The organism is Actinomycetospora atypica (assembly GCF_042653685.1).
GTDB lineage: Bacteria > Actinomycetota > Actinomycetes > Mycobacteriales > Pseudonocardiaceae > Actinomycetospora > Actinomycetospora atypica.
This window is the reverse complement of the sequence record NZ_JBHSIV010000022.1, coordinates 22,306-44,955: the sequence shown is the minus strand read 5'-3', so window position 1 is coordinate 44,955 and position 22,650 is coordinate 22,306. Positions and strand designations below refer to the sequence as shown.

General features: G+C 74.2%; 21 protein-coding genes. 1 reads left to right on the top strand and 20 read right to left on the bottom strand.

Annotation, left to right across the window (positions count from 1 at the left end; translation table 11 throughout):
• Nucleotides 1–31: 31 nt before the first annotated feature.
• The 11 genes from ACFPBZ_RS19105 to ACFPBZ_RS19055 all read right to left on the bottom strand — a co-directional run bounded on the left by ACFPBZ_RS19105 (nucleotide 32) and on the right by ACFPBZ_RS19055 (nucleotide 11,704).
• Entirely contained in the window at nucleotides 32–376 is a 345-nt protein-coding gene (locus tag ACFPBZ_RS19105) for an RNA polymerase-binding protein RbpA (RefSeq protein WP_378037684.1), read from the bottom strand.
• Nucleotides 377–430: 54 nt separating this feature from the next.
• Nucleotides 431–667, bottom strand: coding sequence for a preprotein translocase subunit SecG (gene secG / locus ACFPBZ_RS19100; protein ID WP_018333624.1), 237 nt, complete (start codon nucleotides 665–667; stop codon nucleotides 431–433).
• Nucleotides 668–878: 211 nt separating this feature from the next.
• Entirely contained in the window at nucleotides 879–1,661 is a 783-nt protein-coding gene (gene tpiA / locus ACFPBZ_RS19095) for a triose-phosphate isomerase (RefSeq protein ID WP_378037683.1), read from the bottom strand.
• On the bottom strand, nucleotides 1,661–2,869 hold the full coding sequence (locus tag ACFPBZ_RS19090) for a phosphoglycerate kinase (protein ID WP_378037682.1): 1,209 nt from the start codon (nucleotides 2,867–2,869) through the stop codon (nucleotides 1,661–1,663). The genes tpiA and ACFPBZ_RS19090 overlap by 1 nt, the downstream gene beginning before the upstream one ends.
• Nucleotides 2,869–3,885 carry a type I glyceraldehyde-3-phosphate dehydrogenase gene (gene gap, locus ACFPBZ_RS19085; protein WP_378037681.1) on the bottom strand — a complete coding sequence of 339 codons (1,017 nt, stop codon included), beginning with the start codon at nucleotides 3,883–3,885 and terminating at the stop codon, nucleotides 2,869–2,871. The genes ACFPBZ_RS19090 and gap overlap by 1 nt, the downstream gene beginning before the upstream one ends.
• Nucleotides 3,886–4,059: 174 nt before the next feature.
• Nucleotides 4,060–5,070, bottom strand: coding sequence for a DNA-binding protein WhiA (whiA, locus tag ACFPBZ_RS19080; RefSeq protein ID WP_378037680.1), 1,011 nt, complete (start codon nucleotides 5,068–5,070; stop codon nucleotides 4,060–4,062).
• Entirely contained in the window at nucleotides 5,061–6,203 is a 1,143-nt protein-coding gene (locus ACFPBZ_RS19075) for a gluconeogenesis factor YvcK family protein (protein WP_378037730.1), read from the bottom strand. Before ACFPBZ_RS19075 ends, whiA begins: the two co-directional genes overlap by 10 nt.
• A 65-nt stretch (nucleotides 6,204–6,268) precedes the next feature.
• Nucleotides 6,269–7,180: an RNase adapter RapZ gene (gene rapZ / locus ACFPBZ_RS19070; protein WP_378037679.1), complete on the bottom strand. Its 912-nt coding sequence runs from the start codon at nucleotides 7,178–7,180 to the stop codon at nucleotides 6,269–6,271.
• The gene (gene uvrC, locus ACFPBZ_RS19065; RefSeq protein ID WP_378037678.1) at nucleotides 7,177–9,231 is read right to left on the bottom strand and encodes an excinuclease ABC subunit UvrC; all 2,055 of its coding nucleotides are present in this window, start codon (nucleotides 9,229–9,231) and stop codon (nucleotides 7,177–7,179) included. The genes rapZ and uvrC overlap by 4 nt, the downstream gene beginning before the upstream one ends.
• A gap of 112 nt (nucleotides 9,232–9,343) precedes the next feature.
• Nucleotides 9,344–9,901: a MarR family transcriptional regulator gene (locus ACFPBZ_RS19060; RefSeq protein WP_378037677.1), complete on the bottom strand. Its 558-nt coding sequence runs from the start codon at nucleotides 9,899–9,901 to the stop codon at nucleotides 9,344–9,346.
• A 1,077-nt stretch (nucleotides 9,902–10,978) separates the two neighbouring features.
• On the bottom strand, nucleotides 10,979–11,704 hold the full coding sequence (locus ACFPBZ_RS19055; protein ID WP_378037676.1) for a PIG-L deacetylase family protein: 726 nt from the start codon (nucleotides 11,702–11,704) through the stop codon (nucleotides 10,979–10,981).
• 116 nt (nucleotides 11,705–11,820) lie between these two features.
• On the opposite strand from ACFPBZ_RS19055, the gene eat reads away from it, so the two are divergent.
• Nucleotides 11,821–13,278, top strand: a complete 1,458-nt coding sequence (gene eat / locus ACFPBZ_RS19050) for an ethanolamine permease (protein WP_378037675.1) — start codon at nucleotides 11,821–11,823, stop codon at nucleotides 13,276–13,278.
• A 9-nt stretch (nucleotides 13,279–13,287) separates the two neighbouring features.
• Here eat and ACFPBZ_RS19045 read toward each other — a convergent pair whose 3' ends face one another.
• The 9 genes from ACFPBZ_RS19045 to ACFPBZ_RS19005 form a co-directional block, all read right to left on the bottom strand.
• On the bottom strand, nucleotides 13,288–14,163 hold the full coding sequence (locus ACFPBZ_RS19045) for an SWIM zinc finger family protein (RefSeq protein WP_378037674.1): 876 nt from the start codon (nucleotides 14,161–14,163) through the stop codon (nucleotides 13,288–13,290).
• The gene (locus ACFPBZ_RS19040) at nucleotides 14,153–17,263 is read right to left on the bottom strand and encodes a DEAD/DEAH box helicase (RefSeq protein ID WP_378037673.1); all 3,111 of its coding nucleotides are present in this window, start codon (nucleotides 17,261–17,263) and stop codon (nucleotides 14,153–14,155) included. The genes ACFPBZ_RS19045 and ACFPBZ_RS19040 overlap by 11 nt, the downstream gene beginning before the upstream one ends.
• Nucleotides 17,264–17,289: 26 nt before the next feature.
• Complete coding sequence (locus ACFPBZ_RS19035; RefSeq protein ID WP_378037672.1) at nucleotides 17,290–17,781, bottom strand: Rieske (2Fe-2S) protein; 492 nt, start codon at nucleotides 17,779–17,781, stop codon at nucleotides 17,290–17,292.
• A gap of 138 nt (nucleotides 17,782–17,919) precedes the next feature.
• Nucleotides 17,920–18,630 carry an HAD family hydrolase gene (locus tag ACFPBZ_RS19030; protein ID WP_378037671.1) on the bottom strand — a complete coding sequence of 237 codons (711 nt, stop codon included), beginning with the start codon at nucleotides 18,628–18,630 and terminating at the stop codon, nucleotides 17,920–17,922.
• A gap of 50 nt (nucleotides 18,631–18,680) precedes the next feature.
• Nucleotides 18,681–19,694, bottom strand: coding sequence for a quinone-dependent dihydroorotate dehydrogenase (locus ACFPBZ_RS19025; protein WP_378037670.1), 1,014 nt, complete (start codon nucleotides 19,692–19,694; stop codon nucleotides 18,681–18,683).
• Nucleotides 19,694–20,203 carry a PH domain-containing protein gene (locus ACFPBZ_RS19020; protein WP_378037669.1) on the bottom strand — a complete coding sequence of 170 codons (510 nt, stop codon included), beginning with the start codon at nucleotides 20,201–20,203 and terminating at the stop codon, nucleotides 19,694–19,696. The genes ACFPBZ_RS19025 and ACFPBZ_RS19020 overlap by 1 nt, the downstream gene beginning before the upstream one ends.
• Entirely contained in the window at nucleotides 20,200–20,706 is a 507-nt protein-coding gene (ribH, locus tag ACFPBZ_RS19015; RefSeq protein WP_378037668.1) for a 6,7-dimethyl-8-ribityllumazine synthase, read from the bottom strand. The genes ACFPBZ_RS19020 and ribH overlap by 4 nt, the downstream gene beginning before the upstream one ends.
• Nucleotides 20,703–21,974: a bifunctional 3,4-dihydroxy-2-butanone-4-phosphate synthase/GTP cyclohydrolase II gene (locus ACFPBZ_RS19010; RefSeq protein ID WP_378037667.1), complete on the bottom strand. Its 1,272-nt coding sequence runs from the start codon at nucleotides 21,972–21,974 to the stop codon at nucleotides 20,703–20,705. Before ACFPBZ_RS19010 ends, ribH begins: the two co-directional genes overlap by 4 nt.
• Nucleotides 21,971–22,639: a riboflavin synthase gene (locus ACFPBZ_RS19005; protein WP_378037666.1), complete on the bottom strand. Its 669-nt coding sequence runs from the start codon at nucleotides 22,637–22,639 to the stop codon at nucleotides 21,971–21,973. The genes ACFPBZ_RS19010 and ACFPBZ_RS19005 overlap by 4 nt, the downstream gene beginning before the upstream one ends.
• Nucleotides 22,640–22,650 lie beyond the last annotated feature (11 nt).

Below are 22,650 nucleotides of genomic sequence, written 5' to 3'. Positions count from 1 at the left end.
CACCCTGCCAAAGATCAGGGCCGGGTCAACATCAGTTCTCGCCGCGACGGGCCCGGAGCTTGGAGAGGGCCTCCTCGAGGAGCGCCTCGCCGTCGGCGTCGGAGCGCCGCTCCTTCACGTACGCCAGGTGCGTCTTGTACGGCTCGGTGCGCCGCGCGGGCGGCGGGTTCTTCATGTCGGTGTTCGCCGGCAGGCCGCAGCGGGGGCAGTCCCACGTGCTGGGGAGCTCGGCGTCGTGCGCGAACGACGGCTGGGTCTCGTGGCCGTTCGAGCACCAGAACGAGACCACGGTCCGCTTGGCGCTCTCGCCCCGCTCGGACTCCCCCGTCGGACCGGACCCGACCCGGGTTCCCCGGATCGCGTTACCAGTGGCCATGTCGGCGATACCTCCGCATCGTCACGAGCCCGGTCGACGCGTCCGGGCCGGTCGTCAGCCTTCGATCTTGATGAGCAGGCCCGTCCCGACGATCGCGATCAACCAGATCGCGCCGACGAACAGGGTGAGCCGGTCGAGGTTCTTCTCGACCACGCTGGAGCCCGCGAGACTCGACTGCACGCCGCCGCCGAACAGCGACGAGAGACCACCGCCCCGACCGCGGTGCAGCAGCACCAGCAGGACCAGCAGGACGCTGGACACGATGAGCAGGATCTCGAGGAACAGTCGCATCTCGGGCTCCGTGACCTCCGCCTTCGGGGGTGGTCCCGCCTCGTCGTGCGGGGCGGGAGTTCGTGCGTCACACTACCCGGCCCCTCCGACGGGAGAGCCCGGGGTGGGACTGCTGCTCACCGGGCCCAACGATCATCGCCCGATCGGGTCACGGGCCCGGAACGACGACGGGCCCCTCCTCGTCAGGAGGGGCCCGTCGTCCGAGCAGGGACTACAGCGGGCCGCCCGCGGCGAGCGCGCACAGCTCGGCGAAGCCCTCGGGGTCGAGCGAGGCCCCGCCGACGAGCGCGCCGTCGATGTCGGCCTGCGCGACGAGCTCCTTGACGTTGCCCGACTTCACCGAGCCGCCGTAGAGGATGCGCACCGCGTCGGCCACCGCGCCGCCGTGCAGCTCGCGCAGCCGCGCCCGGAGCGCGTGGCAGACCTCCTGCGCGTCCTGCGTGGTGGCCGTCTTCCCGGTGCCGATCGCCCACACCGGCTCGTAGGCGATCACGATCCGCGCGACCTCGTCGCCGGAGAGCCCCGCGAGCGCCCCGTCGAGCTGGGCGGTGCAGTGCCCGACGTGGGCGCCGCTCTCCCGGACGTCCTCCCCCTCGCCGAGGCAGAGGATCGGGGTGAGCGAGTGCTTCAGCGCCGCGGAGACCTTCCGGTTGACCAGCGCGTCGTCCTCGCCGTGGATCGTGCGCCGCTCGGAGTGCCCCACCACCACCCACGTGCAGCCGAGCTTCGCGAGCATCGCCCCCGAGATGTCCCCGGTGAACGCGCCCGACTCCTCCGGCGACAGGTCCTGACCGCCGTAGGTGATCGGCATGTCGTCGGAGTCGACCAGGGTCTGCACGCTGCGCAGGTCCGTGAACGGCGGGCACACCGCCACGTCGACGTGGTCGAAGTACTTGGTCGGCAGTGCGAAGAAGAGCTTCTGGACCGTCCCGATGGCCTCGAGGTGGTTCAGGTTCATCTTCCAGTTGCCGGCGATGAGCGGTTTCCGGGCCATCAGGACCCCTCCTCGAGCACGGCGATGCCCGGGAGGTCCTTGCCCTCCAGGAACTCCAGCGACGCGCCGCCGCCGGTCGAGATGTGGCCGAAGCGCTCCTCGTCGAGCCCCGCTGCCCGGATCGCCGAGGCGGAGTCGCCACCGCCGATGACGCTGAACGCCGGGCTGTCGGCGACCGCCTCCGCGACGCCCCGGGTGCCCGCCGCGAACGGCTCCATCTCGAACACGCCCATCGGGCCGTTCCAGAACACCGTGGCGGCGTCGGCGAGCTTCTCGCCGAACAACCGGACCGTGCCCGGGCCGACGTCGAGCCCCATCCAGCCCTCGGGGATGTCCGAGACCTGCACCTCGCGGGTGTCGGCGTCGGCGGAGAACTCGCTCGCCGCGACGACGTCGACCGGGAGCACCAGCGTGTCCGGGTACTGCGCGAGCAGCTCCCGGCAGGTGTCGACCTGGTCGGCCTCGACCTTGGAGCCGCCCACGTCGTTCCCCTCGGCGGCGAGGAAGGTGAAGCACATCGCCCCGCCGACCAGCAGGGTGTCGACGCGCGGCAGCAGGTTGGTCAGCACCGCGAGCTTGTCCGACACCTTCGAGCCGCCGAGGATCACCACGTACGGCCGGGCCGGGTCGCCGGTGAGGCGCCGCAGCACCTCGGTCTCGCGGGCGACGAGGTCGCCGCCGTAGGCCGGGAGCTTGCGGGCGATCTCGTAGACCGACGCCTGCTCGCGGTGGACCACCCCGAAGCCGTCCGACACGAACGCCCCGCCGGGCACGAGCTCGGCGAGCTCCGTCGCCAGCGCGTCGCGCTCGGACGCGGAGCCGGTCTCGCGCGGCTCGCACCGCACGTTCGCGAGGAGCGCGACGCCGCCGGCGGTGAGCGAGGCGGCCACGTCGCGGGCGGACTGCCCGACGACGTCCTCGGCCAGCGACACCCGCTGGTCGAGCAGCTGCCCGAGCTTCCCCGCGACCGGGGACAGGCTCGAGCGCTTGTCGCGGCCCAGCGGCTCGGGGTCCTTGATCCGGCCCAGGTGGGCCATGACGAGGACCTTGGCGCCGCCCCCGACGAGCCGCGTGATCGTCGGGAGGGCCGCGCGGATGCGGCCGTCGTCGGTGATCGAGTAGCCGTCGAGCGGGACGTTGAAGTCGGCCCGCAGGAGCACGAAGCGGTCCTGGACCCCCTCCGCGAGGAGGTCGTCGAGGGTCTGCATCAGAGCTTCGAACCCACCAGCGTGGTCAGGTCGACGACGCGGTTCGAGTAGCCCCACTCGTTGTCGTACCAGCCGATGATCTTCACGGTGTTGCCGTTGAGGACCTTCGTCATGCCCGAGTCGAAGGTGCACGAGGCGGGCTGGCCGACGATGTCGGTGGAGACGATCGGGTCCTCGGTGTAGACGAGGACGCCCTTGAGCTCGCCCTCGGCGGCCTTCCTGAAGGCCTCGTTGACCTGCTCGACGGTGACCTCCTGGTCGAGCGTCGCGGTCAGGTCGGTCACCGAGCCGTCGGGCACCGGCACGCGCATCGCGACGCCGTTGAGCTTGCCCTCCAGCTCCGGCAGCGCGAGCGCGGTCGCCTGGGCCGCACCGGTCGTCGTCGGGATGATGTTCACCGCGGCGGCGCGGGCGCGGCGCAGGTCCTTGTGCGGGGCGTCGTGGACGCGCTGGTCGCCGGTGTAGGCGTGCACCGTCGTCATGAAGCCGGTCTGCAGGCCGAAGGCGTCGTGCAGGACCTTCGCCATCGGCGCCACGCAGTTGGTGGTGCAGGAGGCGTTGGACAGGATGTTCTGCGACCCGTCGTAGGCCTTGTCGTTGATGCCCATGACGACGGTCAGGTCCTCGCCCTTGGCGGGCGCGGAGATGACGACCTTCTTGGCGCCGGCCTTGAGGTGCTTCCCGGCCGAGTCGGCGTCGGTGAAGATGCCCGAGGACTCGATGACGATGTCGACGCCCAGGTCGCCCCAGGGCAGGTCGGCGGGGTCGCGCTCGGCGAACGCCTTGACCTCGTGGCCGTTGACGATCAGCGCGGAGTCGGTGTACTCCACCGTGCCGTCGAATCGGCCGTGCACCGAGTCGTAGCGCAGCAGGTGCGCGAGGGTCTTGTTGTCGCTGATGTCGTTGACCGCCAGGACCTCGATGTCGGCGGTACCGGCGGCGCGCTGGGCCTCGAGCGCGCGGAAGACGTTGCGGCCGATCCGACCGAAGCCGTTGATGCCGATCTTGATGGTCACGTCGGCGATGTCCCGTCTCTCGTGGTGTCCGGGGATTGCCCGGCGCGGGAGTTCCCGCTGGCAGGGACGACCCTAACGAAGGGCCCGGTGGGGCCGCACCATCGCGAACGCCTCACACGTAAGCGCTTCACACGCTCCTTCCCGACGACCGCGTGGTCGCCGGGGCGGGATCGGTCAGCGTTCGCTGCCCGCGCCCACCGTGTCCATCTCGTCCTCCATCTCCTCGGTGACGGCGGCGGAGGTGTCGGGCACGCGCATGTCCTTGGCCTTCTTGTCGGCCATCGCGAGCAGGCGCCGGATGCGCCCGGCGACCGCGTCCTTCGTCATGGGGGGCTCCGCGAGCTGCCCGAGCTCCTCCAGCGAGGCCTGCTCGTGCTCCACCCGCAGCCGGCCGGCCATGATCAGGTGGTCGGGCACCTCGTCGCCGAGCAGCTCCAGCGCCCGGTTCACCCGCGCCGACGCGGTCACGGCGGCCTTCACCGAGCGGCGCAGGTTGGCGTCGTCGAAATTGGCCAGGCGGTTCGCCGTCGCGCGCACCTCGCGGCGCATCCGGCGCTCCTCCCACTGCAGCACCGACGAGTGCGCGCCGATCCGGGTGAGCAGCGCGCCGATCGCGTCGCCGTCGCGGACCACCACGCGGTCGGCGCCGCGCACCTCGCGGGCCTTCGCCGCCACCCCGAGCCGGCGGGCGGCGCCGACCAGCGCCATCGCCGCCTCCATCCCGGGGCACGTGATCTCCAGGGCGGAGCTGCGGCCGGGCTCGGTCAGCGAGCCGTGCGCGAGGAACGCCCCGCGCCACGCCGCCTCGGCGTCGCACACGCCGCCCGAGACCACCTGGGGCGGGAGACCCCGCACCGGTCGTCCGCGCGGGTCGAGCAGCCCGGTCTGGCGCGCGAGGGAGTCGCCGTCGGCGGCCACCCGCACCACGTACCGGGTGCCCTTGCGCAGGTTGCCCTGCGAGAGCACGTGCACCTCCGGCTGGTGGCCGTAGAGCTCGTGGATCTCGCGCCGCAGCCGTCGGGCGACGTTGCCGGTGTCGAGCTCCGCCTCGACCACCACGCGCCCGTTGACGATGTGCAGCCCGCCCCCGAACCGCAGCAGCGCCGACACCTCGGCGCGGCGGCAGCAGGTCTTCGTGACGGCGAGGCGGCTGAGTTCGTCCTTCACCGCTGCGGTCATGGCCACCGTAGGTCCTCCTCCTCGTGGCGGTACGTGTCGCGGGTCGGGGTGAAGAACACGTCTCCCCCACCGAACCGACGACGGCCCGCTCTCCCCCAGGTCTCCACGCGCGCGTCCCACTCGTCGTCGGGAACGCGGTCGCGCGAGGCGGCACTGCCCGCCGCTTCGCGCAGGGCCCCGGCCAGGGCCACGGGGTCGTGGCGCGGGGCGCCGCCGGACTCGCCGACGGCCGTGAACAGGGTGGTGGCGCCGAACGCCTCGGCGCCGCGGCGGAGCCGGTCGGGCTCCGGGACGGCGTCCGGGTCGGCGATCACCACGTCGAGCCGCAGTCGCGGGGCGTGCTCGGCGAGCGCGTCGAGGTGTTGCTCGGGCGAGAACCCGGCCGTCTCCCCCGGCTGCGGCGCCAGGTTCAGGACGAGGACCCGGCGCGCCTCGGTCTCGGTGAGCGCGGTGAACAGCTCCGGCACCAGCAGGTGCGGCATGACGCTCGTGAACCACGACCCGGGCCCGAGCGTCACGACGTCGGCGGTGCGGATCGCCTCCACGGCCTCGGCGCACGCCTTCGGGCGGCGCGGGACCAGGCGGACCTGCCGGACCTGGCCCGGCGTCGTCGCCACCGCGACCTGCCCGCGGATGCGGTGCGCGACGTCGTCCTCGGACTGCTGGGACTCCGAGAGCCCCAGCCCGGTCACGTCGGCCTCGAGGTCGACCGGCAGCGGGCTCATCGGCAGCACCCGGCCGCGCACCCCGAGCATCCGGCCGGCCTCGTCGAGCGCGGCCACCGGGTCGCCAAGCACGTCGAGCAGCCCGGCCAGCACCAGGTTGCCGACGGCGTGGCCCGCGAGCGCGCCCGACCCGCCGAAGCGGTGCTCGAAGAGCCGCCGCGCCGTGCCCGGGTCGGCGGGGCCGAGGTGGTCGCGCTCGGCGAGGGCGTCGAGCGCCATCCGCAGGTCGCCCAGCGGGAGGATGTCGAGCTCGCGACGGATCCGGCCCGACGATCCGCCGTCGTCGCCGACCGTGACCACTGCGGTCACCGCGTCGGTCAGCCGCCGCAGGGCCCGCAGCGTCACGTGCAGGCCGTGCCCGCCGCCCAGCGCGGTCGCGGAGAACGGGGAGCCGGGGCCGCCGTCGGCCGGCAGCGGGGCGTGCGCGCCGTGGCCGTTGGACCCGCGCCCGTTGGTGCCGCGGGGGCCGTCGCCGGCGCTCACTCGCGCCCCACGTCCCGGTGCGACACGGTCACCCGCACCCCGTCCTCGCCGGCCATCCGGCGGGCGAGCTCCTCGGCGATCGCCACGCTGCGGTGCTTGCCGCCGGTGCAGCCCACCGCGACCGTCAGGTAGCGCTTGCCCTCGCGGCGGTAGCCCACCCCGACGATGCGCAGCAGCTCCAGGTAGCGGTCGACGAACTCCTGGGCGCCCTCCTGGGAGAGCACGTAGTCGCTGACCACGGCCTCCCGGCCGTTGTGCTCCCGCAGCTCGGGGATCCAGTGCGGGTTCGGCAGGAACCGCACGTCCACGACGAGGTCGGCGTCCTGCGGCAGGCCGTGCTTGTAGCCGAAGGAGAGCACCGTGACGCTGGAGGTGACCTCGCGGGCGCTCTCGTCGAACGCCGCCTCGATCGCCTTCCGCAGCTCGTGCACCGAGCGGGTGGAGGTGTCGACGACGAGGTCGGCGAGGTCGCGCAGCGGGGCCAGCAGCTCGCGCTCGGCGTCGATCCCGTCGACCAGCCGGCCGTCGCCCTGCAGCGGGTGCGAGCGCCGGTTCGACTCGAAGCGGCGGATCAGGACCGCGTCGTCGGCGTCGAGGAACAGCACCCGCGGGCGCGCGCCCCGGGTGTCGAGCTCCTTGATGGCCGTGCCGAGGTCGGCGGTGAACGCCCGGCTGCGCACGTCCATGACGACGGCGATGCGCGTCACCTGGCCCTGCGAGCGGGCGCCCAGGTCGACGACCGTCTCGAGCAGTTCCGGCGGCAGGTTGTCGACGACGAACCAGCCCAGGTCCTCGAGCACCTTCGCGGCGGTGCTGCGCCCTGCCCCGGACACCCCGGTGACGATCGCGACCTCGACCCCGCCGTGCGGCGGTCCCCCGTCCGCTCCCGCGGTCCCCCCGGTGGTCACGACGCCTCCCCCGTGTCGATGGTCGAGCTCCGCTTCGCTCCGTCGTCGGCGTGCAGGGCCGTCAGCACGGCCTCGGCGGTGCGCCGACCCACGCCGGGCACCTCGGTGATCTGTTCGACGGTGGCCGCCCGCAGCTTCCGGACCGACCCGAAGTGCTTGATCAGCGCCGTCTTGCGGCTCGCGCCGAGCCCGGGCACGCCGTCGAGCTCGGAGGTCGTCATGCGGGTCGACCGCTTCTGGCGGTGGTAGGTGATCGCGAAGCGGTGGGCCTCGTCGCGGATGCGCTGCAGCAGGTAGAGCGCCTCGGAGGTGCGCGGCAGGATCGCCGGCATCTCCTCGCCCGGCAGCCACACCTCCTCCAGGCGCTTGGCCAGGCCGCACACCGCGACGTCGGTGATCCCGAGCTCGGAGAGCACCTCGGCGGCCGCCGCCACCTGCGGGGCGCCGCCGTCGACGACGAGCAGGTTGGGCGCGTAGGCGAACTTGCGCGGCCGGCCCGTGGTGGGGTCGATCCCGGGCAGCGGGCCGTCCAGCGCCGCCGGGTCGATCTCCCCGGTCATGGGCGAGCCGTCGGCGGTCTCCCCCGAGCACGAGGTCGAGGTCGGGTCGTGCTCGTTCTCCTCCGCGGACTCGCGCAGGTAGCGCTGGAACCGGCGGCGCACCACCTCGGCGATGGCCGCGACGTCGCCGCCCTCGGAGCCACCGCGGATCGAGAAGCGCCGGTAGTCGGCCTTCTTCGGCAGCCCGTCCTCGAAGACGACGAGGCTCGCGACCACGTCCGAGCCCTGGACGTGGCTCACGTCGGTGCACTCGATGCGCAGCGGCGCCGAGTCGAGCTCGAGGTACTCCTGGATCTCCTCCAGCGCGGCGCTGCGCGCGGTGAGGTCGCCGGCCCGCTTGAGCTTGTGCTGGGTGAGCGACTCCTTCGCGTTGCGCTCGACCGTCTCGGCGAGCGCCCGCTTGTCCCCGCGCTGCGCCGTCCGCAGGCTCACCCGGCTGCCCCGCAGGTCGGAGAGCCACTGGGTGAGCACCGCGTGGTCCTCGGGCATCGCCGGCACCAGCACCTCGCGCGGCACCGGCTGCGTGGCGTCGTCGGCCGACCCGGCCAGAGCGGCCTGCTCGCCGTAGAACTGCGCCAGGAACTGCCCGACGAGCACCTCCAGCGAGTCCTCCTCGCCGCGCTCCACCACCCAGCCGCGCTGGCCCCGGACGCGCCCGCCCCGCACGTGGAAGACCTGGACCGCGGCCTCGAGCGGGTCGAGCGCGAACGCGACGACGTCGGCGTCGGTGCCGTCGCCGAGCACCACCGCCTGCTTCTCGACGACCCGCCGCAGCGCCCCGGCGTCGTCGCGCAGCCGCGCCGCCCGCTCGAAGTCCATCTCCGCGGCCGCCGTGTGCATCTGCTTCTCGATGCGGTTGATCAGCTGGTCGGTGTGCCCGGCGAGGAACTCGCAGAAGTCGAGGACGATCTCGCGGTGCTCCTCGGCCGACACCCGGCCCACGCACGGCGCGGCGCACTTGCCGATGTAGCCGAACATGCACGGGCGCCCGATCTGCCCGTGGCGCTTGAACACCCCCGGCGAGCACACCCGCGCCGGGAAGACCCGCGTGAGCAGCTTCAGCGTCTCGCGGATGGCCCACGCGTGGGCGTAGGGCCCGAAGTAGCGCACGCCCTTGCGGCGCGGCCCGCGGTAGACCTTGAGCTGCGGGAACTCCTCGTTCAGCGTCACCGCGAGGACCGGGTAGGTCTTGTCGTCGCGGTAGCGGACGTTGAACTGCGGGTCGTACTCCTTGATCCAGTTGTACTCGAGCTGGAGGGCCTCGACCTCGGTGCCGACCACGGTCCACTGGACCGACGCCGCCGTCGTCACCATGCGCCGCGTCCGGGGGTGCAGCCCCGACAGATCCGCGAAGTAGGAGTTGAGGCGGCTGCGCAGGCTCTTGGCCTTGCCGACGTAGATCACGCGGCCGGATTCGTCCGAGAACCGGTAGACACCCGGAGCTTCCGGGATGGTTCCCGGGGCGGGGCGATACGTGCTCGGGTCGGCCATCGAGGTCCAGCGTAGGCGCGTCGCCTCAGCGTGTCGGCGTGCACCCATGCGGGTGGTGTCGGCGTGTCGTTCGGCGTGTCCCTCGTCGAGACACTTGCCATCCGCTGTCTCGTCAGTCGAGCACCACAGGCTCGCGGGCCCACTCCCGACGCCGTCTCGTCAGCGTCCGGAGCCGTCGGCGATCGTCCCGGGCGCGGGTCCGGACCGACACGATCTCGATCACCTCCTCGAGGAACGCGAGCACCGTGGCGCGCTCGCCGTCGGTCAGGGAGGACGCGGCGGCGGCCAGCGGGCTGCGGACGTCCTGCAGGGAGGCGGCGACGACCTCCGCCGTCCCCTCGGCCCTCGCGACCTCCAGGTAGCCCCTGGCGACGTCCGTGCGCTCGACCCACATCCGGTCCTCGAGCCGGGCCGCGGCCCGGGACGTCCCGGCGTGGCTCAGGGCGACGCGCTCGGCGAGGGCGGCGAGACGCAGCGCCGGGACGACGCCCAGGACCTCGACGATCGCCATCTCGGCGGAATCGAGACCCAGTTCCACCGCGTTCGCGCGGTGCAGCCCGGTCATCACCGGGAGGAGGGCGTGGAGGACCCGGTCGGCGAGGTGGGCGCACGCCGGGTCCCGTTCAGGTCCCCAGGGGCTGAGCCAGGGGACGATCGAGATGTCGGGCATGTCGCGACGGTAGGAAGTCCGCGCGCCGCCCAGGTGCGGGTTGGGCGAAAGGGTCCGAACGCCGCTCCTGGCGTTGCGGGACGCACACGGTTGAATTGATCGACCTGCCTCTGGCGGGGCGTTGCGGCACGCACACGGCCGGGTTGATCGACTTGCCTCTGGCGGGGCGTTGCGCGACAAACCCGGCCGGGCGCATCGACGTACCGCCGGGACCGCGTTGCGCGACGCGCACAATCAGACCCGCCGGCCTGCCGCCGCCACGGCGTTGCGGGACGCATACGGCTGGGTCGATCGAGGTGCCGCTGGCGAGGCGTTGCGCGACGCACGCGGTCAGACCCGCCGGCATGGCGTTGCGGCAGGCACACGGCTGGGTTGATCGACTTGCCTCTGGCGACGCGTTGCGCGACGCACGCGGTCAGACCCGCCGGCATGGCATTGCGGCACGCACACGGCTGGGTTGATCGACCTGCCCCTGGCGACGCGTTGCGGGACGCACACGGCTGCGCGCATCGACGTGTCGCTGAGACTGCGTTGCGCGACGCACACGGTCGCGCTCGTCGATTTACCGCCGCGCTCGTGTTGCGGCACGCAACGAGGTCCCGGAGGCAGGCCGGGCCCACCAGCCGTGTGCGTGGCGCAACGGGCGTCGGGGCTGGGGCGGTCCCGGGGTGGCCGTGTGTGTGGCGCAACGGGCGTCGGGGCTAGGCGGTCCCGGGGTGGCCGTGTGCGTGGCGCAACGGGCGTCGGGGCTAGGCGGTCCCGGGGTGGCCGTGTGTGTGGCGCAACGGGTGCCCGGGGCTAGGGCGGTCCCGGGCTGGCCGTGTGCGTGGCGCAACGGGCGTCCGGACCTGTGGTGGTTCTGGGGTGGCCGTATGCGTGGCGCGACGGGTGTCCGGGGCCGGGGTGGATCCTGGCTGGCCGTGTGCGTCCCGCAAACGGTGACCGACTGCGGTGTCCGCCCACCCCAGGACGCACGCCGGGGCGACTCGGGGCGGTGGGTGGCGCTCGCACGAGAGCGTGCCCGAGTAGGCGTGCAGGGTCGTCCGGGGGACCCTCAGCGCCCGTCCCGGCACGGGGTCACTTCGTGTCGAGGACCAGGAATCCCTCGGCGAAGCGGCGCTCGGCGGGCGGGGTGCCGTCGTCGCAGAGGCCCGCGGCCTTGGCCTGGGAGTAGCCCCACATCTGCATGCGCTCGGCGAGGTCGGTCATGTGGCCGGTCTGCGACTCGTGGGCGCGCAGGGCCTCGACCTTGCGGTCCATGTAGTCGGTGACGTCGAGGTAGACGTCGGCGCCGTCGCCCGGGTTGGCCACGTAGGTCTCCCCCACCGTCCAGGCCTCGAGGCCCTCGTCGGCGAGGAGCTCGGGGTGGGCGAAGGGGTTGCGGGCGTCGGGGTAGACCGCGCACATGGCGGCCTCGCCGGCGGCGATGTGGTCGGGGTGGCTGCCGTAGGTGCTGCGCAGATTGCGGGTGGGCGACTGGATGACCACGCGGTCGGGGCGGCGGCGGCGGATGGAGCGGGAGATGTCGCGGCGGAGGTCGTGGGTGACGTAGAGGCGGCCGTCGGGGTGGCCGAGCCAGTCGATCTCCCCGGCGCCGAGCACGTCGGCCGCGGCGCGCTGCTCCTTGCGGCGCAGCTCGGCCATCTCGATCCGGCCCACGGCCTCGTCGAACCCGCCGGCGTCGCCGTCGGTGCAGATGCAGTAGTCGACGGTGTTCCCCTCGGCCACCCACCGGGCCACCGAGCCGCCGCTGCCGAAATCGATGTCGTCGGGGTGCGCGACGATCATGAGGATGCGAGCCACGTGGTCGTTTCTACCCGTTACACGGGATTGACCTCCGACCTGCTGTGCAGACGGCCGGTTCGGACCTACCGTTCGGGCACACGGGGGCCTTACACGACATCCAGGACAGGTGCGCCATGGCGGTGGAGAGCGGCTCGGACCGGGCAGCCCCGACGACGGGATCCGGGTCGCCCGGGTCCGGCAGCTCCGAGGAGTACCTCGCGAAGCGCCAGCTGCGCACCGGCGCCGCGGGCTGGGTGCTGCTCGCGGGGCTCGGCGTCAGCTACGTCATCTCCGGGGACTACTCGGGCTGGAACTTCGGGCTGGCCGAGGGTGGATTCGGGGGCCTCGCGATCGCGGGCGTCGTCATCGCCGCGATGTACTTCGCGATGGTCCTCGGCATGGCGGAGCTCTCGAGCGCCTTGCCGACCGCCGGCGGCGGGTACACGTTCGCCCGCCGGGCCCTCGGGCCGTGGGGCGGGTTCGCCACCGGCACGGCCATCCTCATCGAGTACGCCATCGCCCCGGCGGCGATCGCGACGTTCATCGGGGCCTACGTCGAGTCGCTCGGCCTGTTCGGGATCACCGACGGCTGGTGGGTCTACCTCGCCGCCTACGCGATCTTCATCGGCATCCACCTCTCCGGGGCCGGCGAGGCGCTGAAGGTGATGTTCGTGATCACGGCGATCGCGCTCGTCGGGCTGGTGGTGTTCGCGATCGGGGCGGCGACCCTGTTCGACCCCGCGAAGCTCGTCGACATCGCCCCCACCGACGCCGTCGGGGCGTCGTCGTTCCTGCCGTTCGGCTACCTCGGCGTCTGGTCGGCCGTGCCCTTCGCGATCTGGTTCTTCCTCGCCCTCGAGGGCGTGCCGCTGGCCGCGGAGGAGGCGCGCGACCCCGCGCGTTCGGTGCCGCGCGGCATCGTCGCGGCGATGCTCGTGCTGCTGGTGACCGGGGCGGCGGTGCTCGTGCTGGCCACCGGGGCGCTCGGCGCGCAGGCCCTCTCGGCCTCGGGGAACCCGCTGGTGGAGGCGCTCGGCGACTCGACCGTGGGCGTCGTCGTGAACTACATCGGGCTGGCGGGCCTGATCGCGAGCTTCTTCTCGATCATCTACGCCTACTCGCGCCAGACGTTCGCGCTCTCGCGGGCGGGCTACCTGCCGCGGGTGCTGTCGGTGACGAACTCCCGCAAGGCGCCGACACTCGCGCTGCTGGCGCCGGGCCTCGTCGGGTTCCTGCTCTCGCTCACCGGCCAGGGCGCGGTGCTGCTCAACACCGCGGTGTTCGGGGCGGCGCTGTCCTACGTGCTGATGATGGTCAGCCACATCGTGCTGCGCCGCCGCGAGCCCGAGATGCCGCGGCCGTACCGGACGCCGGGCGGGACCGTGACCACGGGCTTCGCGCTCGTGATCGCCGTGCTCGCGGTGATCGCGACGTTCCTCGTCGACCCGATTGCCGCGTCGCTGGCCCTCGGGGCGTTCGCGCTGTTCATGGCCTACTTCGCCCTCTACAGCCGCCACCACCTGGTCGCATCGGCGCCCGACGAGGAGTTCGCGGCGCTCGCGGCGGCCGAGAAGGACCTCGACCGGACCTGACCTCGACCGCTACCGGCCGCCGAGGCGCCGGTAGAGCGGGCGGAGCGCCTCGCGGGCGTCGGCGGTGTCCCCGTCGGGGAGGTCGACCGCCACGCCCAGCGGGGGCATCTCGTCGAGCAGGGCCTCGGAGCGGCCCGGGCCCGACGCGGGGTCGGGGCTCACGTCGGGCAGGGGCCCGCCGGCGACGAAGAAGCGGTCGGTGACGTCGGCCAGGGCGGTCACGGCGGGGGCGGCGTCGTCGCGCCGGTCGCGGATGCCCGCGAGCAGGGTGGCCCGGTCGCGGCCGCGCCAGCGCAGGATGAGGAACGGGTCGTCGTCGAACCGCTCCGCGACGAGGTAGGCGACGGCGGCGAGGTGCTTGCACGGCACCGACCAGTCGGGGCACGAGCAGTCCATCGGCATCTCGCGGGCGCCGGTGGGGAACAGCGAGAGTCCGACGGAGGCGAACACGTCCTCGAGGTCGTCGGGCACGGTGCCGCCGAGCAGGGAGGCGGCGTACCAGGAGTCGCGGGCGAAGGCGTCCTCGACGGCCTCCCAGGCCTCCTCGGCGAAGGTCGTGATCCCGATGCGCGCGCGGTAGGGCTCGGCGCGCGAGCCCTGCACGGTCGCGACGACCTCGCCCGGGTCGATCGCCAGGTCGACCACCTGACCCTGGCGCGCGTACGTCTTGCCGCGGGTGAGCCGGCCGCCCACCCCGAGCTTCTCGAGGACCGCGAGGAAGCGTCCCGACCACCACGACTCGCCGATCGCCCCGCGGCGACTCCTCGCGGTGAGCCCGTCCTCGACGGCGATCCGCTTGCCGTACTCCTCGAACGCGGGCCGGGCGGGCTCCGGCTCGGCGAACTTCTCCCGGAACGGCTCCGAGCGTCGGCGTCTAGGCGGCATCGTCGGCGGGGTCCTCGTCGTCGGGCTCGTCGGGCTCGTCGGGCTCGTCGGCGGTGGCCCCGGGGTCGAGGGCGACCATGCGGCGCAGCTCGGCGGTGGAGAGCCCGGTGAGCCAGTCGGGGTCGTCGCCGCCGTCGCCGATCACCTGGCCGGCGAGAATCCGCTTGCCCTCGATGAGGTCGTCGATGCGCTCCTCCACCGTGCCCGAGCAGACGAGCTTGCGGACCTGCACGGTGCGCTTCTGCCCGATGCGGAAGGCGCGGTCGGTCGCCTGGTCCTCGACGGCGGGGTTCCACCAGCGGTCGAGGTGGACGACGTGCTGCGCGGCCGTGAGGGTGAGCCCGGTGCCGCCGGCCTTGAGCGAGAGCAGGAAGAGCGGCGGCCCGCTCCCGTCCTCGGCCTGGAAGGCCTCGACCATCCGGTCGCGGGCCGTGCGCGACGTCCCGCCGTGCAGCCACTGCACCTCGACCCCGAACCGGGCGGCCAGGTGCGGCGCGAGCATGTCGCCGAACTCGGTGAACTGCGTGAACAGCAGCGCCTTCTCCCCCGCGGCCAGGATCTCGGCGACGATCTCCTCGACCCGCGCGAGCTTGCCCGACCGTCGGCCCAGCCCGGAGCCGTCGTGCAGCAGCAGGGCCGGGTGGTCGCACACCTGCTTGAGCTTGGTCAGCGCGGCGAGGACCTTCCCGCGGCGCTCGATGTCCTTGCCGGAGGTCTCGAGGCCGTGCAGCGACTCGGTCATCTCGTCGACGACCACCTGGTAGAGCGAGGCCTGCTCCGCGGTCAGCGTGCAGCGCTCGACGGTCTCGATCTTGTCGGGGAGGTCGTCGACGACGCTGCGGTCGGTCTTGACCCGCCGCAGCAGGAACGGGCGGACCGCGGTCTGCAGGCGCTTGGCGACGTCGCTGCGGCCGTGGCGCTCGATCGGCACGGCGTAGCGGTCGCGGAACGCGGTGACGGTGCCGAGCAGGCCGGGGTTGACCGCGTCCATGATCGACCAGAGCTCGGCGAGCCGGTTCTCCACGGGCGTGCCGGTCAGGGCGAGCCGGTGGTCGGCGCGGATCAGGCGCACCGCGCGGGCGGCCCGGGACCGGTTGTTCTTCACCAGCTGGGCCTCGTCGAGGACGAGCCGGTGGTAGCGCCGCTCCCCCAGCTCCTCGACGTCGCGGGTCAGCGTCCCGTAGGAGGTCACGACGAGGTCGGCGTCCGCCAGCAGCGCCGTCAGGTCGCCCCTGGCCCGCCCGGCCCCGTGGTGCACCACCACCCGCAGCCCGGGCGCGAAGCGCGCCGCCTCCCGCTGCCAGTTCCCGACGACCGAGGTGGGCGCGACGAGCAGCGTGGGCGCCAGCGCCCTGTCGTCCTCGGTCCCGCCGTCCCCGGTGCCGCCGCGCTCGTGGGCCTCGAGGGCGAGGACCTGCAGCGTCTTGCCGAGGCCCATGTCGTCGGCGAGGACCCCGCCGACGCGCAGCCCGGCGAGGAACGCGAGCCAGGAGACCCCGCGGCGCTGGTAGGGCCGCAGGGTGGCCTCGAGGGCGGGCGGGTCGTCGAGGAGCTCGAGGTGCGACTCGGCGGCCCCGGCCAGCAGGTCGCCCAGCGGGCCCGCGGCGGAGACCTCCTCGACCGGCAGCGGCGCCGCCCACTCGGGCGGGAGGTCGTCGTGGTAGCTCGTGTGCAGGGCGATGACGTCGCCGACGGTGGCCTCGGCGGGGGCCCGGTCGAGGAACTCGAGGCCGGCGCGCAGCCGCTCGGGGTCGAGGGCGACCCAGCGGCCGCGCAGGTGCACCAGCGGGGCCTTCGCGTGGACGAGGGCGCGCATCTCCTCGTCGGAGAGCGCCTCGCCGTCGACCGCGAGCCGCCACGCGAACCCGACGAGCTCCTCGCGGCGCAGCCGGCCGGGCTTCGCGACGACGCCGTCGGGTCCCGTGGCGCCCGAGGCGTTCGCGGTGAGGCCGAGCCGGGACGGCTGGGACCACCAGCTGGGCAGCAGCACCCCGAACCCGGCCCGGCCCAGGGCGGCCGCGACGTGGAGCAGGAAGTGGTGGGTGCCCTCCCGGTCGAGCTCGAGGCCGGTGGGGCGCGGCACCCGCAGGGCGTCGGTGAGCTCCGGGTAGATCGTCGCGGCGCGGCCGAGCTCGGCGAGCAGCAGCTCGCTGGGGTCGTCGAGCCAGCGGCGCAGCGCCCCGGCGTCGCGCCAGATCGACTCCGCGGTGACCCGCAGGCTCGGGTCCTGGGCCGACTGCACCGAGAACTCGAGCCAGAAGCGGGGCTCGCCCTCCACGGCGTGGCCGAGGTCGTCGACCACCACCTCGGTGAGCCGGAACGTCCCCCGCGCCGGCCCGGCGTGCGGGGCGCCGACGACCTCCCAGCGGGCGAGGCCCTCGTCGAGGGCCCCGGTGGCGGCGGCGGTGAGCAGGCCGGGGGCGAGCTCCTCGCCGGCGAGGCGGCTGCGGGCCTCCGCGTCGACGAAGGCGGCCAGGGCCTCGGTGACGACGTCGGCCGGGTCGGGCCCCGCGCCCTCGGCGAGCGGACGGCCGTCGAGGGCCTCCGCGCGGACCGCGGGCGGGAGGGCGGCGGCGAACGCGTCGGCGGCGACGAGGTCGCGGCCCTGGAGCACGGGGCGCCAGCCGAGGGCGTGCTCGTCGTGCTCCGGGTCGGGCGCGGGCAGGACGCGGCCGCGGGCGACGAGGTCGGCCGCGAAGCCCGCCAGCGCGCGCAGCACCGCGAGTTCCTCGCCCTCCCCCGGCAGCGGCTCGGAGCGCCGCAGGGCGCCGGGGTCGAGCTCGAGGACGGGCACGGTCCAGGGCGCGAGCCCGCCGACAGCGCCGTCACCGGCCCCGTCGAGCGCCGGGGAGGGCACGGGCAGACGGCCGGTGGCGGTCGGCCCGCCGGTGGAGGGCAGGTGCAGCACCGCCTGGCCCTCGGGCCCGCCCGCGCCGTGCACGGTCTCGACGGCGCCGAGCTGGGCGTGGTCGGCGGCGAAGGGGTGCGGGCGCGCGCCCCGGGCGCGGCTCCGCGACGCGGGACCCGCGACCCGCGCGGGGTCCTCGGCCCAGAGGCAGAGCCCCCGGCCCGGCGACCACGCGGCGTGCAGCGCGAGCACGTCAGCCCTCCCCTACCGCTCGCCGGTCAGGCGAACTGCACCTGGCCGCCCACGACCGTCGTCGCGACCGGGGTCAGCCCGCTCTGCGCCGGGCCCTTCTTCAGCGCGCCGCTCGTGGCGTCGAACTGGCTGCCGTGGTTGGGGCAGGTGATGGTGCCGCCCTCGGGCGCGTCGACGGGGGTGCCCTGGTGGGGGCAGGTGGCGTCGAAGGCCTTGATGACGCCGGCCTGGGGCTGCGTGAGCACGACCGGGCCGTTCGGCCCCTCGACGACCGTCCCGCCGCCGACCGGGATCGCCGAGACCGGGGTGCCGGCGGGCGGGGCCGCGGTGGTGCCGCCGGTCGCCGGCGGCGCCTGGCCGCCGCCGGCGGGGGCCGGGGACGGGGCGGGGGCCTCCGCGCCCGACGAGCAGGCGGCGAGGACACCGGGGGCGGCGAGGGCGACGACGATGCCGCAGAGCGCACGGCGGCGGGTGAGTCCGGTGCCGGGGGCGGCGGGGACGTCGGGCGTGGTGGACACGGGGAGGGACCTCCGTGGGCTGGGTGCGACGGATGCGGGCGGGGCGCGGGGTGGGCGCGCCGATCGTCCTGATCGTCCTCGACCGACGTGCGGCGCGGGTCAGGAGGGCGCGAGATACGTCAGGTGGCGCAGCGGACGCTACTCCGGAAGGGCGAGCAGGCCGGCGATGACGTCGTCGAGCGCCTCCGCGCTGACGTGCGGGCGCAGCACGGCGTCGGGGATCCGGCCCTCGAGCCGCTCGCAGAACCCGCCGACGAGGCCCGCGGCCAGCGCCCCGTGGACGTCCCACGAGTGCACCGCGACGAGGGCGGTGCGCGCGGCGTCCCCGCCGACCCGCTGGACCGCGAAGTCGTAGACGCGGCGCGGGGGCTTGAACGAGGCGATCTCCTCGCTGGAGAAGACGTCGGTGAGCAGGTCCCGCACCCCGGCGTTCCCGAGCGCGGTGCTCGCGGTCTCCGCCGAGCCGTGGGTGAAGCCGTAGGCGGGGACCCCGGCGTCGCGCAGCAGCTCGAACGCCGCCCGGACGTCGTCGTGCACGGGCAGCTCGCGGAACCCGTCGAGGACGCTCGCGACCTGGTCGTCGGTGAGGTCGCGCCCGCTGGTGCGCCGCAGCATGTCGGTGGCGACGACGCGGAACGCGGGGGCGTCACCGGCCAGCGTCAGCGCCATCCCCTGGTGCAGCAGGCGCGCGAAGAACAGCTCGAGTTCGTGCCCCGGGCGGCCCAGCGCGACGAACCGGGGGCGCAGGCCCTCGAGCTGCAGGCAGGTCTCGAAGAGGTCGAAGAGCACGACCTCCGGGCGGCGGGGCGGCGCGGGCTGCGCGACGGTCTCGGGCTGGGGGGCGGTCACGGGGGCCCATCGTGCCCGGTGCGGGGTGCCCCGGCCCGACGAGGCCGTCGTCAGGCGGCCAGCTCCGCGTTGACCCGCGAGGGCCACGCGGGGCCACCGTAGACGAAGCCGGTGTAGGCCTGGACCAGCGTCGCGCCCGCCTCGAGCCGGCGCCGGGCCTCCGCCGCGTCGGAGATCCCGCCGACCGAGACGATCGTCAGGCGGCCGCCGACGCGGGCGACGAGCCGGGCGAGCACGGCGCGGGCGGGCTCCACCAGCGGCGCCCCGGAGAGCCCCCCGGTCCCGGCGGCCTCGACGGCGGCCGGGGCGGAGGCGAGCCCGGTGCGGGCGACGGTGGTGTTGGTCGCGACGACGCCGTCGAGCCCGAGACCGACGGCGAGGTCGGCGACCGCGTCCACGCCGTCGTCGTCGAGGTCCGCGGTGATCTTGACGAGCAGCGGCGTCGCCCCGATCTCGGCGCGGACCGCGGAGAGCAGCGGCTCGAGGGCGTCGACGCCCTGGAGGTCGCGCAGGCCCGGGGTGTTCGGGGAGGAGACGTTGACGACGACGTAGTCGGCGTACGGCCCGAGGACGCGCGCGGAGTAGCGGTAGTCGGCGACGGTCTGGTCGGGACCGGCGGCCGCCTTCGACTTCCCGATGTTGACCCCGAGCACCGTGCCCAGCGGCCCCGCGGCCCGCAACGAGGCGAGCCGTTCGGCGACGGCGTCGGCCCCGGCGTTGTTGAACCCCATGCGGTTGACGAGCGCGCGGTCGTCGGGAAGGCGGAACAGGCGCGGGCGGGGGTTGCCGGGCTGCGGGCGGGCGGTGACGGTGCCGATCTCGACGGCGCCGAAGCCGAGCCGGGCGAGGCCGCGGACGCCCTCGGCGTCCTTGTCGTACCCGGCGGCGACGCCCAGCGGCGAGGGGAACTCGAGGCCCATCGCCGTGACGGCCAGCGAGGGGTCGGGTGCACGTTCGGGCAGGACCGGCGTGGCGGCGGCGAGTGCGCGGAGCCCGATGCGGTGGGTGCGCTCGGCCGGGACCCGGACGGCGACGTGGCGGAAGAGCGAGTCGTAGACCGCCATCAGGGCGTGTACTTCGCCTGCAGCGCCCGGAGCCGGCTGATGCCGTCGGCGGCGAGCTGCTTGTCCACCGCCTGGATCGCCGAGACCACGAGGTACTCGTCGTCGGGCAGGTCGAGCCGGGCGAACTGCGCGCCGTCGGGGAAGCTGATCGCGACGACGTCGGCCCACGCCACCCGGCGGGTCAGCAGCGTCGCGCGGACCTCGACGCCGCCCGACCCGGCGCGTAGCCGCGGACGGGTGAACAGCAGCGCACACCCGGCGAGGATGAGCCCGAGGACGACCATGGCGACCTGGTCGGCGGGCCGGAAGTTGAACCCGGCGGAGCCGACGTAGACGAGCAGGGCGCCGGAGGCGAAGAACGCGAACAGCAGGATCGCCAGGATCCAGGCGACCCAGCGGATGCGGCGGGGCCGGACCTCCAGCTCGACGGGCCCGAGGTCGAGGCCCTCCGGCGGGACGACGACGGGGCCGAGCATCCCGCCGTCGGCGGGCTCCCCGGGGCGGCTCACCGGGAGAACCCCACGGGAGAGCGCCGGCTCCCCTCGCGCAGCTCGCCGAGCGTGAGGGCGGCGTCGAGCGCGGCGACGACCGCCTCGAAGCCCTTGTCCTCGGTCGACTGCGGCGTCCCGGCCCGTTCCCAGGCCTGGTCGAGGTTCTCGGTGGTGAGCACGCCGTTGCCGACCGGGGTGCGCTCGTCGAGGCCGACGCGCAGCAGCCCGGCGGTCACGGCGTCGCAGACGTAGTCGAAGTGCGGCGTGGCGCCGCGGATGACCACGCCCAGCCCGACGACCGCGTCGTGCCCGGCCGCGAGGCCCTGGCACACGACCGGCAGCTCCATCGCGCCCGCGACGCGCACCACGGTGGGCTCGACGACGCCGGCGCGCTCGGCCGCGAGCAGCGCCCGCTCGAGCATCGTCTCGACGATCTCGGCGTTCCATCGGGTGGCCGCGATGCCGAGCCGCAGGCCGGTGGCGTCGGGCGCGGTGATGTCCGGGCGTCCCTGGGTGCTCACGTGGACGATCCCCCCTGCTGCGCCACGAGGCCGTCCTCGTAGGCGTCGAGTCCCTCGAGGTCGTGACCCATGCGGTCGCGCTTGGTGCGCAGGTAGCGCAGGTTCTCGGGGGTGGCGCGGGCCGGCAGGGCGACGCGGTCGATGATCGTGAGGCCGTAGCCCTCGAGACCCGCGCGCTTCTCCGGGTTGTTCGTCAGCAGCCGCATGCTCTTGATGCCGAGGTCGGCGAGGATCTGGGCGCCCGTGCCGTAGTCGCGCGCGTCGGCGGGCATGCCGAGGGCGAGGTTGGCGTCGACCGTGTCGGCCCCGGCGTCCTGCAGCTGGTAGGCCTGCAGCTTGTGGATCAGGCCGATGCCGCGTCCCTCGTGCCCGCGGACGTAGAGCACGACGCCGCGGCCCTCGGCGGCGACGGCGGCCATCGCGGCGTCGAGCTGCGGCCCGCAGTCGCAGCGCCGCGAGCGCAGGACGTCGCCGGTGAGGCACTCGGAGTGGACGCGGACGAGCACGTCCTCGCCGTCGCCGAGCTCGCCGTAGACGAGAGCGACGTGCTCGATGCCGTCGAGCAGCGAGTCGTACCCGTAGGCCACGAACTCGCCGTGGTCGGTGGGGATCTTCGCGTGCGCGACCTGGGCGACCTGGCGCTCGGAGCGGCGGCGGTACGCGATGAGGTCCTTGATCGTGATGAGCGCGAGGTCGTGCTCGTCGGCGAACACCGCGAGCTCCTCGTAGCGCGCCATGTCGCCGTCGTCCTTCTGCGACACGATCTCGCAGATGGCGCCGGCGGGCTCGAGGCCGGCCAGGCGGGCGAGGTCGACGGCCGCCTCGGTGTGCCCGGGCCGGCGCAGCACCCCGCCGTCGCGGGCCCGCAGCGGGACCACGTGCCCGGGCCGGGAGAGGTCCGTGGCGGTCGAGGTCGGGTTCGCGAGGACCTGGATCGTCTTGGCGCGGTCGATGCCCGAGATGCCGGTGCCGATGCCCTCGCGGGCGTCGACCGAGACCGTGTAGGCGGTGCCGTGGCGGTCCTGGTTGATCGAGTGGGCCGGCGGCAGGTCGAGGCGGTCGCAGGCCTCGGCGGTCAGCGGCACGCAGATGTAGCCGGAGGTGTAGCGGATCATGAAGGAGACCAGCTCCGGCGTCGCCTTCTCGGCGGCGAAGATGAGGTCGCCCTCGTTCTCGCGGTCCTCGTCGTCGACCACGACGACGGCCTTGCCGTCGGCGATGTCGGCGATCGCCCGCTCGATGTGCTCGAACCCGTCCACGTGCATCATTGTCCCGACCCCGATCCCGTGGTGCTGGCGACTCCGGCGGCGCCGTCCTGGGCGGCCCCCCGCGTCCCGAGCAGGCGCTCGACGTACTTGGCCACGACGTCCACCTCCAGGTTCACCGTGGACCCCACCTCGCGCGAGCCGAGCGTGGTCTCCTGCAGCGTCGTCGGGATGAGCCCGACGGAGAAGCCGTCGTCGTCGACCCCGGTGACCGTGAGGCTCACGCCGTCGACGGCGATCGAGCCCTTCTCGACGATGTAGCGGGCGAGCCCGACGCCCCCGCCCGGGTCGCGGGGCGTACTGAAGCGCACCGAGGTCCAGTGCTCGGAGGCGTCGACCCCGGCGACCTGCGCGGTGCCGTCGACGTGGCCCTGGACGATGTGGCCGCCGAGCCGGGCGCCGGCCGCGAGGGCGCGCTCCAGGTTGACGGGGACGCCCGGGGCGGCCTGCGCGAGGCTGGAGCGGCGCAGCGTCTCGCCGATGACGTCGACCGCGAAGCCCTCGGCGTCGGGCTCCACCACCGTGAGACAGACGCCGTTCACCGCGATCGAGTCGCCGGGCCGCGCGTCGGAGACCACCAGCGGGCCGCGGATGCGCAGGCGGGCGGAATCCTCGAGGGGCGTGACGTCGACGATCTCGCCGACCTCTTCCACGATTCCCGTGAACAACGACCGCTCCC

Excerpts from the sequence above, each read along its gene's own strand:
- ACFPBZ_RS19090 (WP_378037682.1), bottom strand. The coding sequence starts at position 2,869 with ATGCAGACCCTCGACGACCTCCTCGCGGAGGGGGTCCAGGACCGCTTC.
- uvrC (WP_378037678.1), bottom strand. The coding sequence starts at position 9,231 with ATGGCCGACCCGAGCACGTATCGCCCCGCCCCGGGAACCATCCCGGAA.
- eat (WP_378037675.1), top strand. The coding sequence starts at position 11,821 with ATGGCGGTGGAGAGCGGCTCGGACCGGGCAGCCCCGACGACGGGATCC.
- secG (WP_018333624.1), bottom strand. The coding sequence starts at position 667 with ATGCGACTGTTCCTCGAGATCCTGCTCATCGTGTCCAGCGTCCTGCTG.
- ACFPBZ_RS19105 (WP_378037684.1), bottom strand. The coding sequence starts at position 376 with ATGGCCACTGGTAACGCGATCCGGGGAACCCGGGTCGGGTCCGGTCCG.
- tpiA (WP_378037683.1), bottom strand. The coding sequence starts at position 1,661 with ATGGCCCGGAAACCGCTCATCGCCGGCAACTGGAAGATGAACCTGAAC.
- ACFPBZ_RS19045 (WP_378037674.1), bottom strand. The coding sequence starts at position 14,163 with ATGCCGCCTAGACGCCGACGCTCGGAGCCGTTCCGGGAGAAGTTCGCC.
- ACFPBZ_RS19025 (WP_378037670.1), bottom strand. The coding sequence starts at position 19,694 with ATGGCGGTCTACGACTCGCTCTTCCGCCACGTCGCCGTCCGGGTCCCG.
- ACFPBZ_RS19060 (WP_378037677.1), bottom strand. The coding sequence starts at position 9,901 with ATGCCCGACATCTCGATCGTCCCCTGGCTCAGCCCCTGGGGACCTGAA.
- ACFPBZ_RS19010 (WP_378037667.1), bottom strand. The coding sequence starts at position 21,974 with ATGATGCACGTGGACGGGTTCGAGCACATCGAGCGGGCGATCGCCGAC.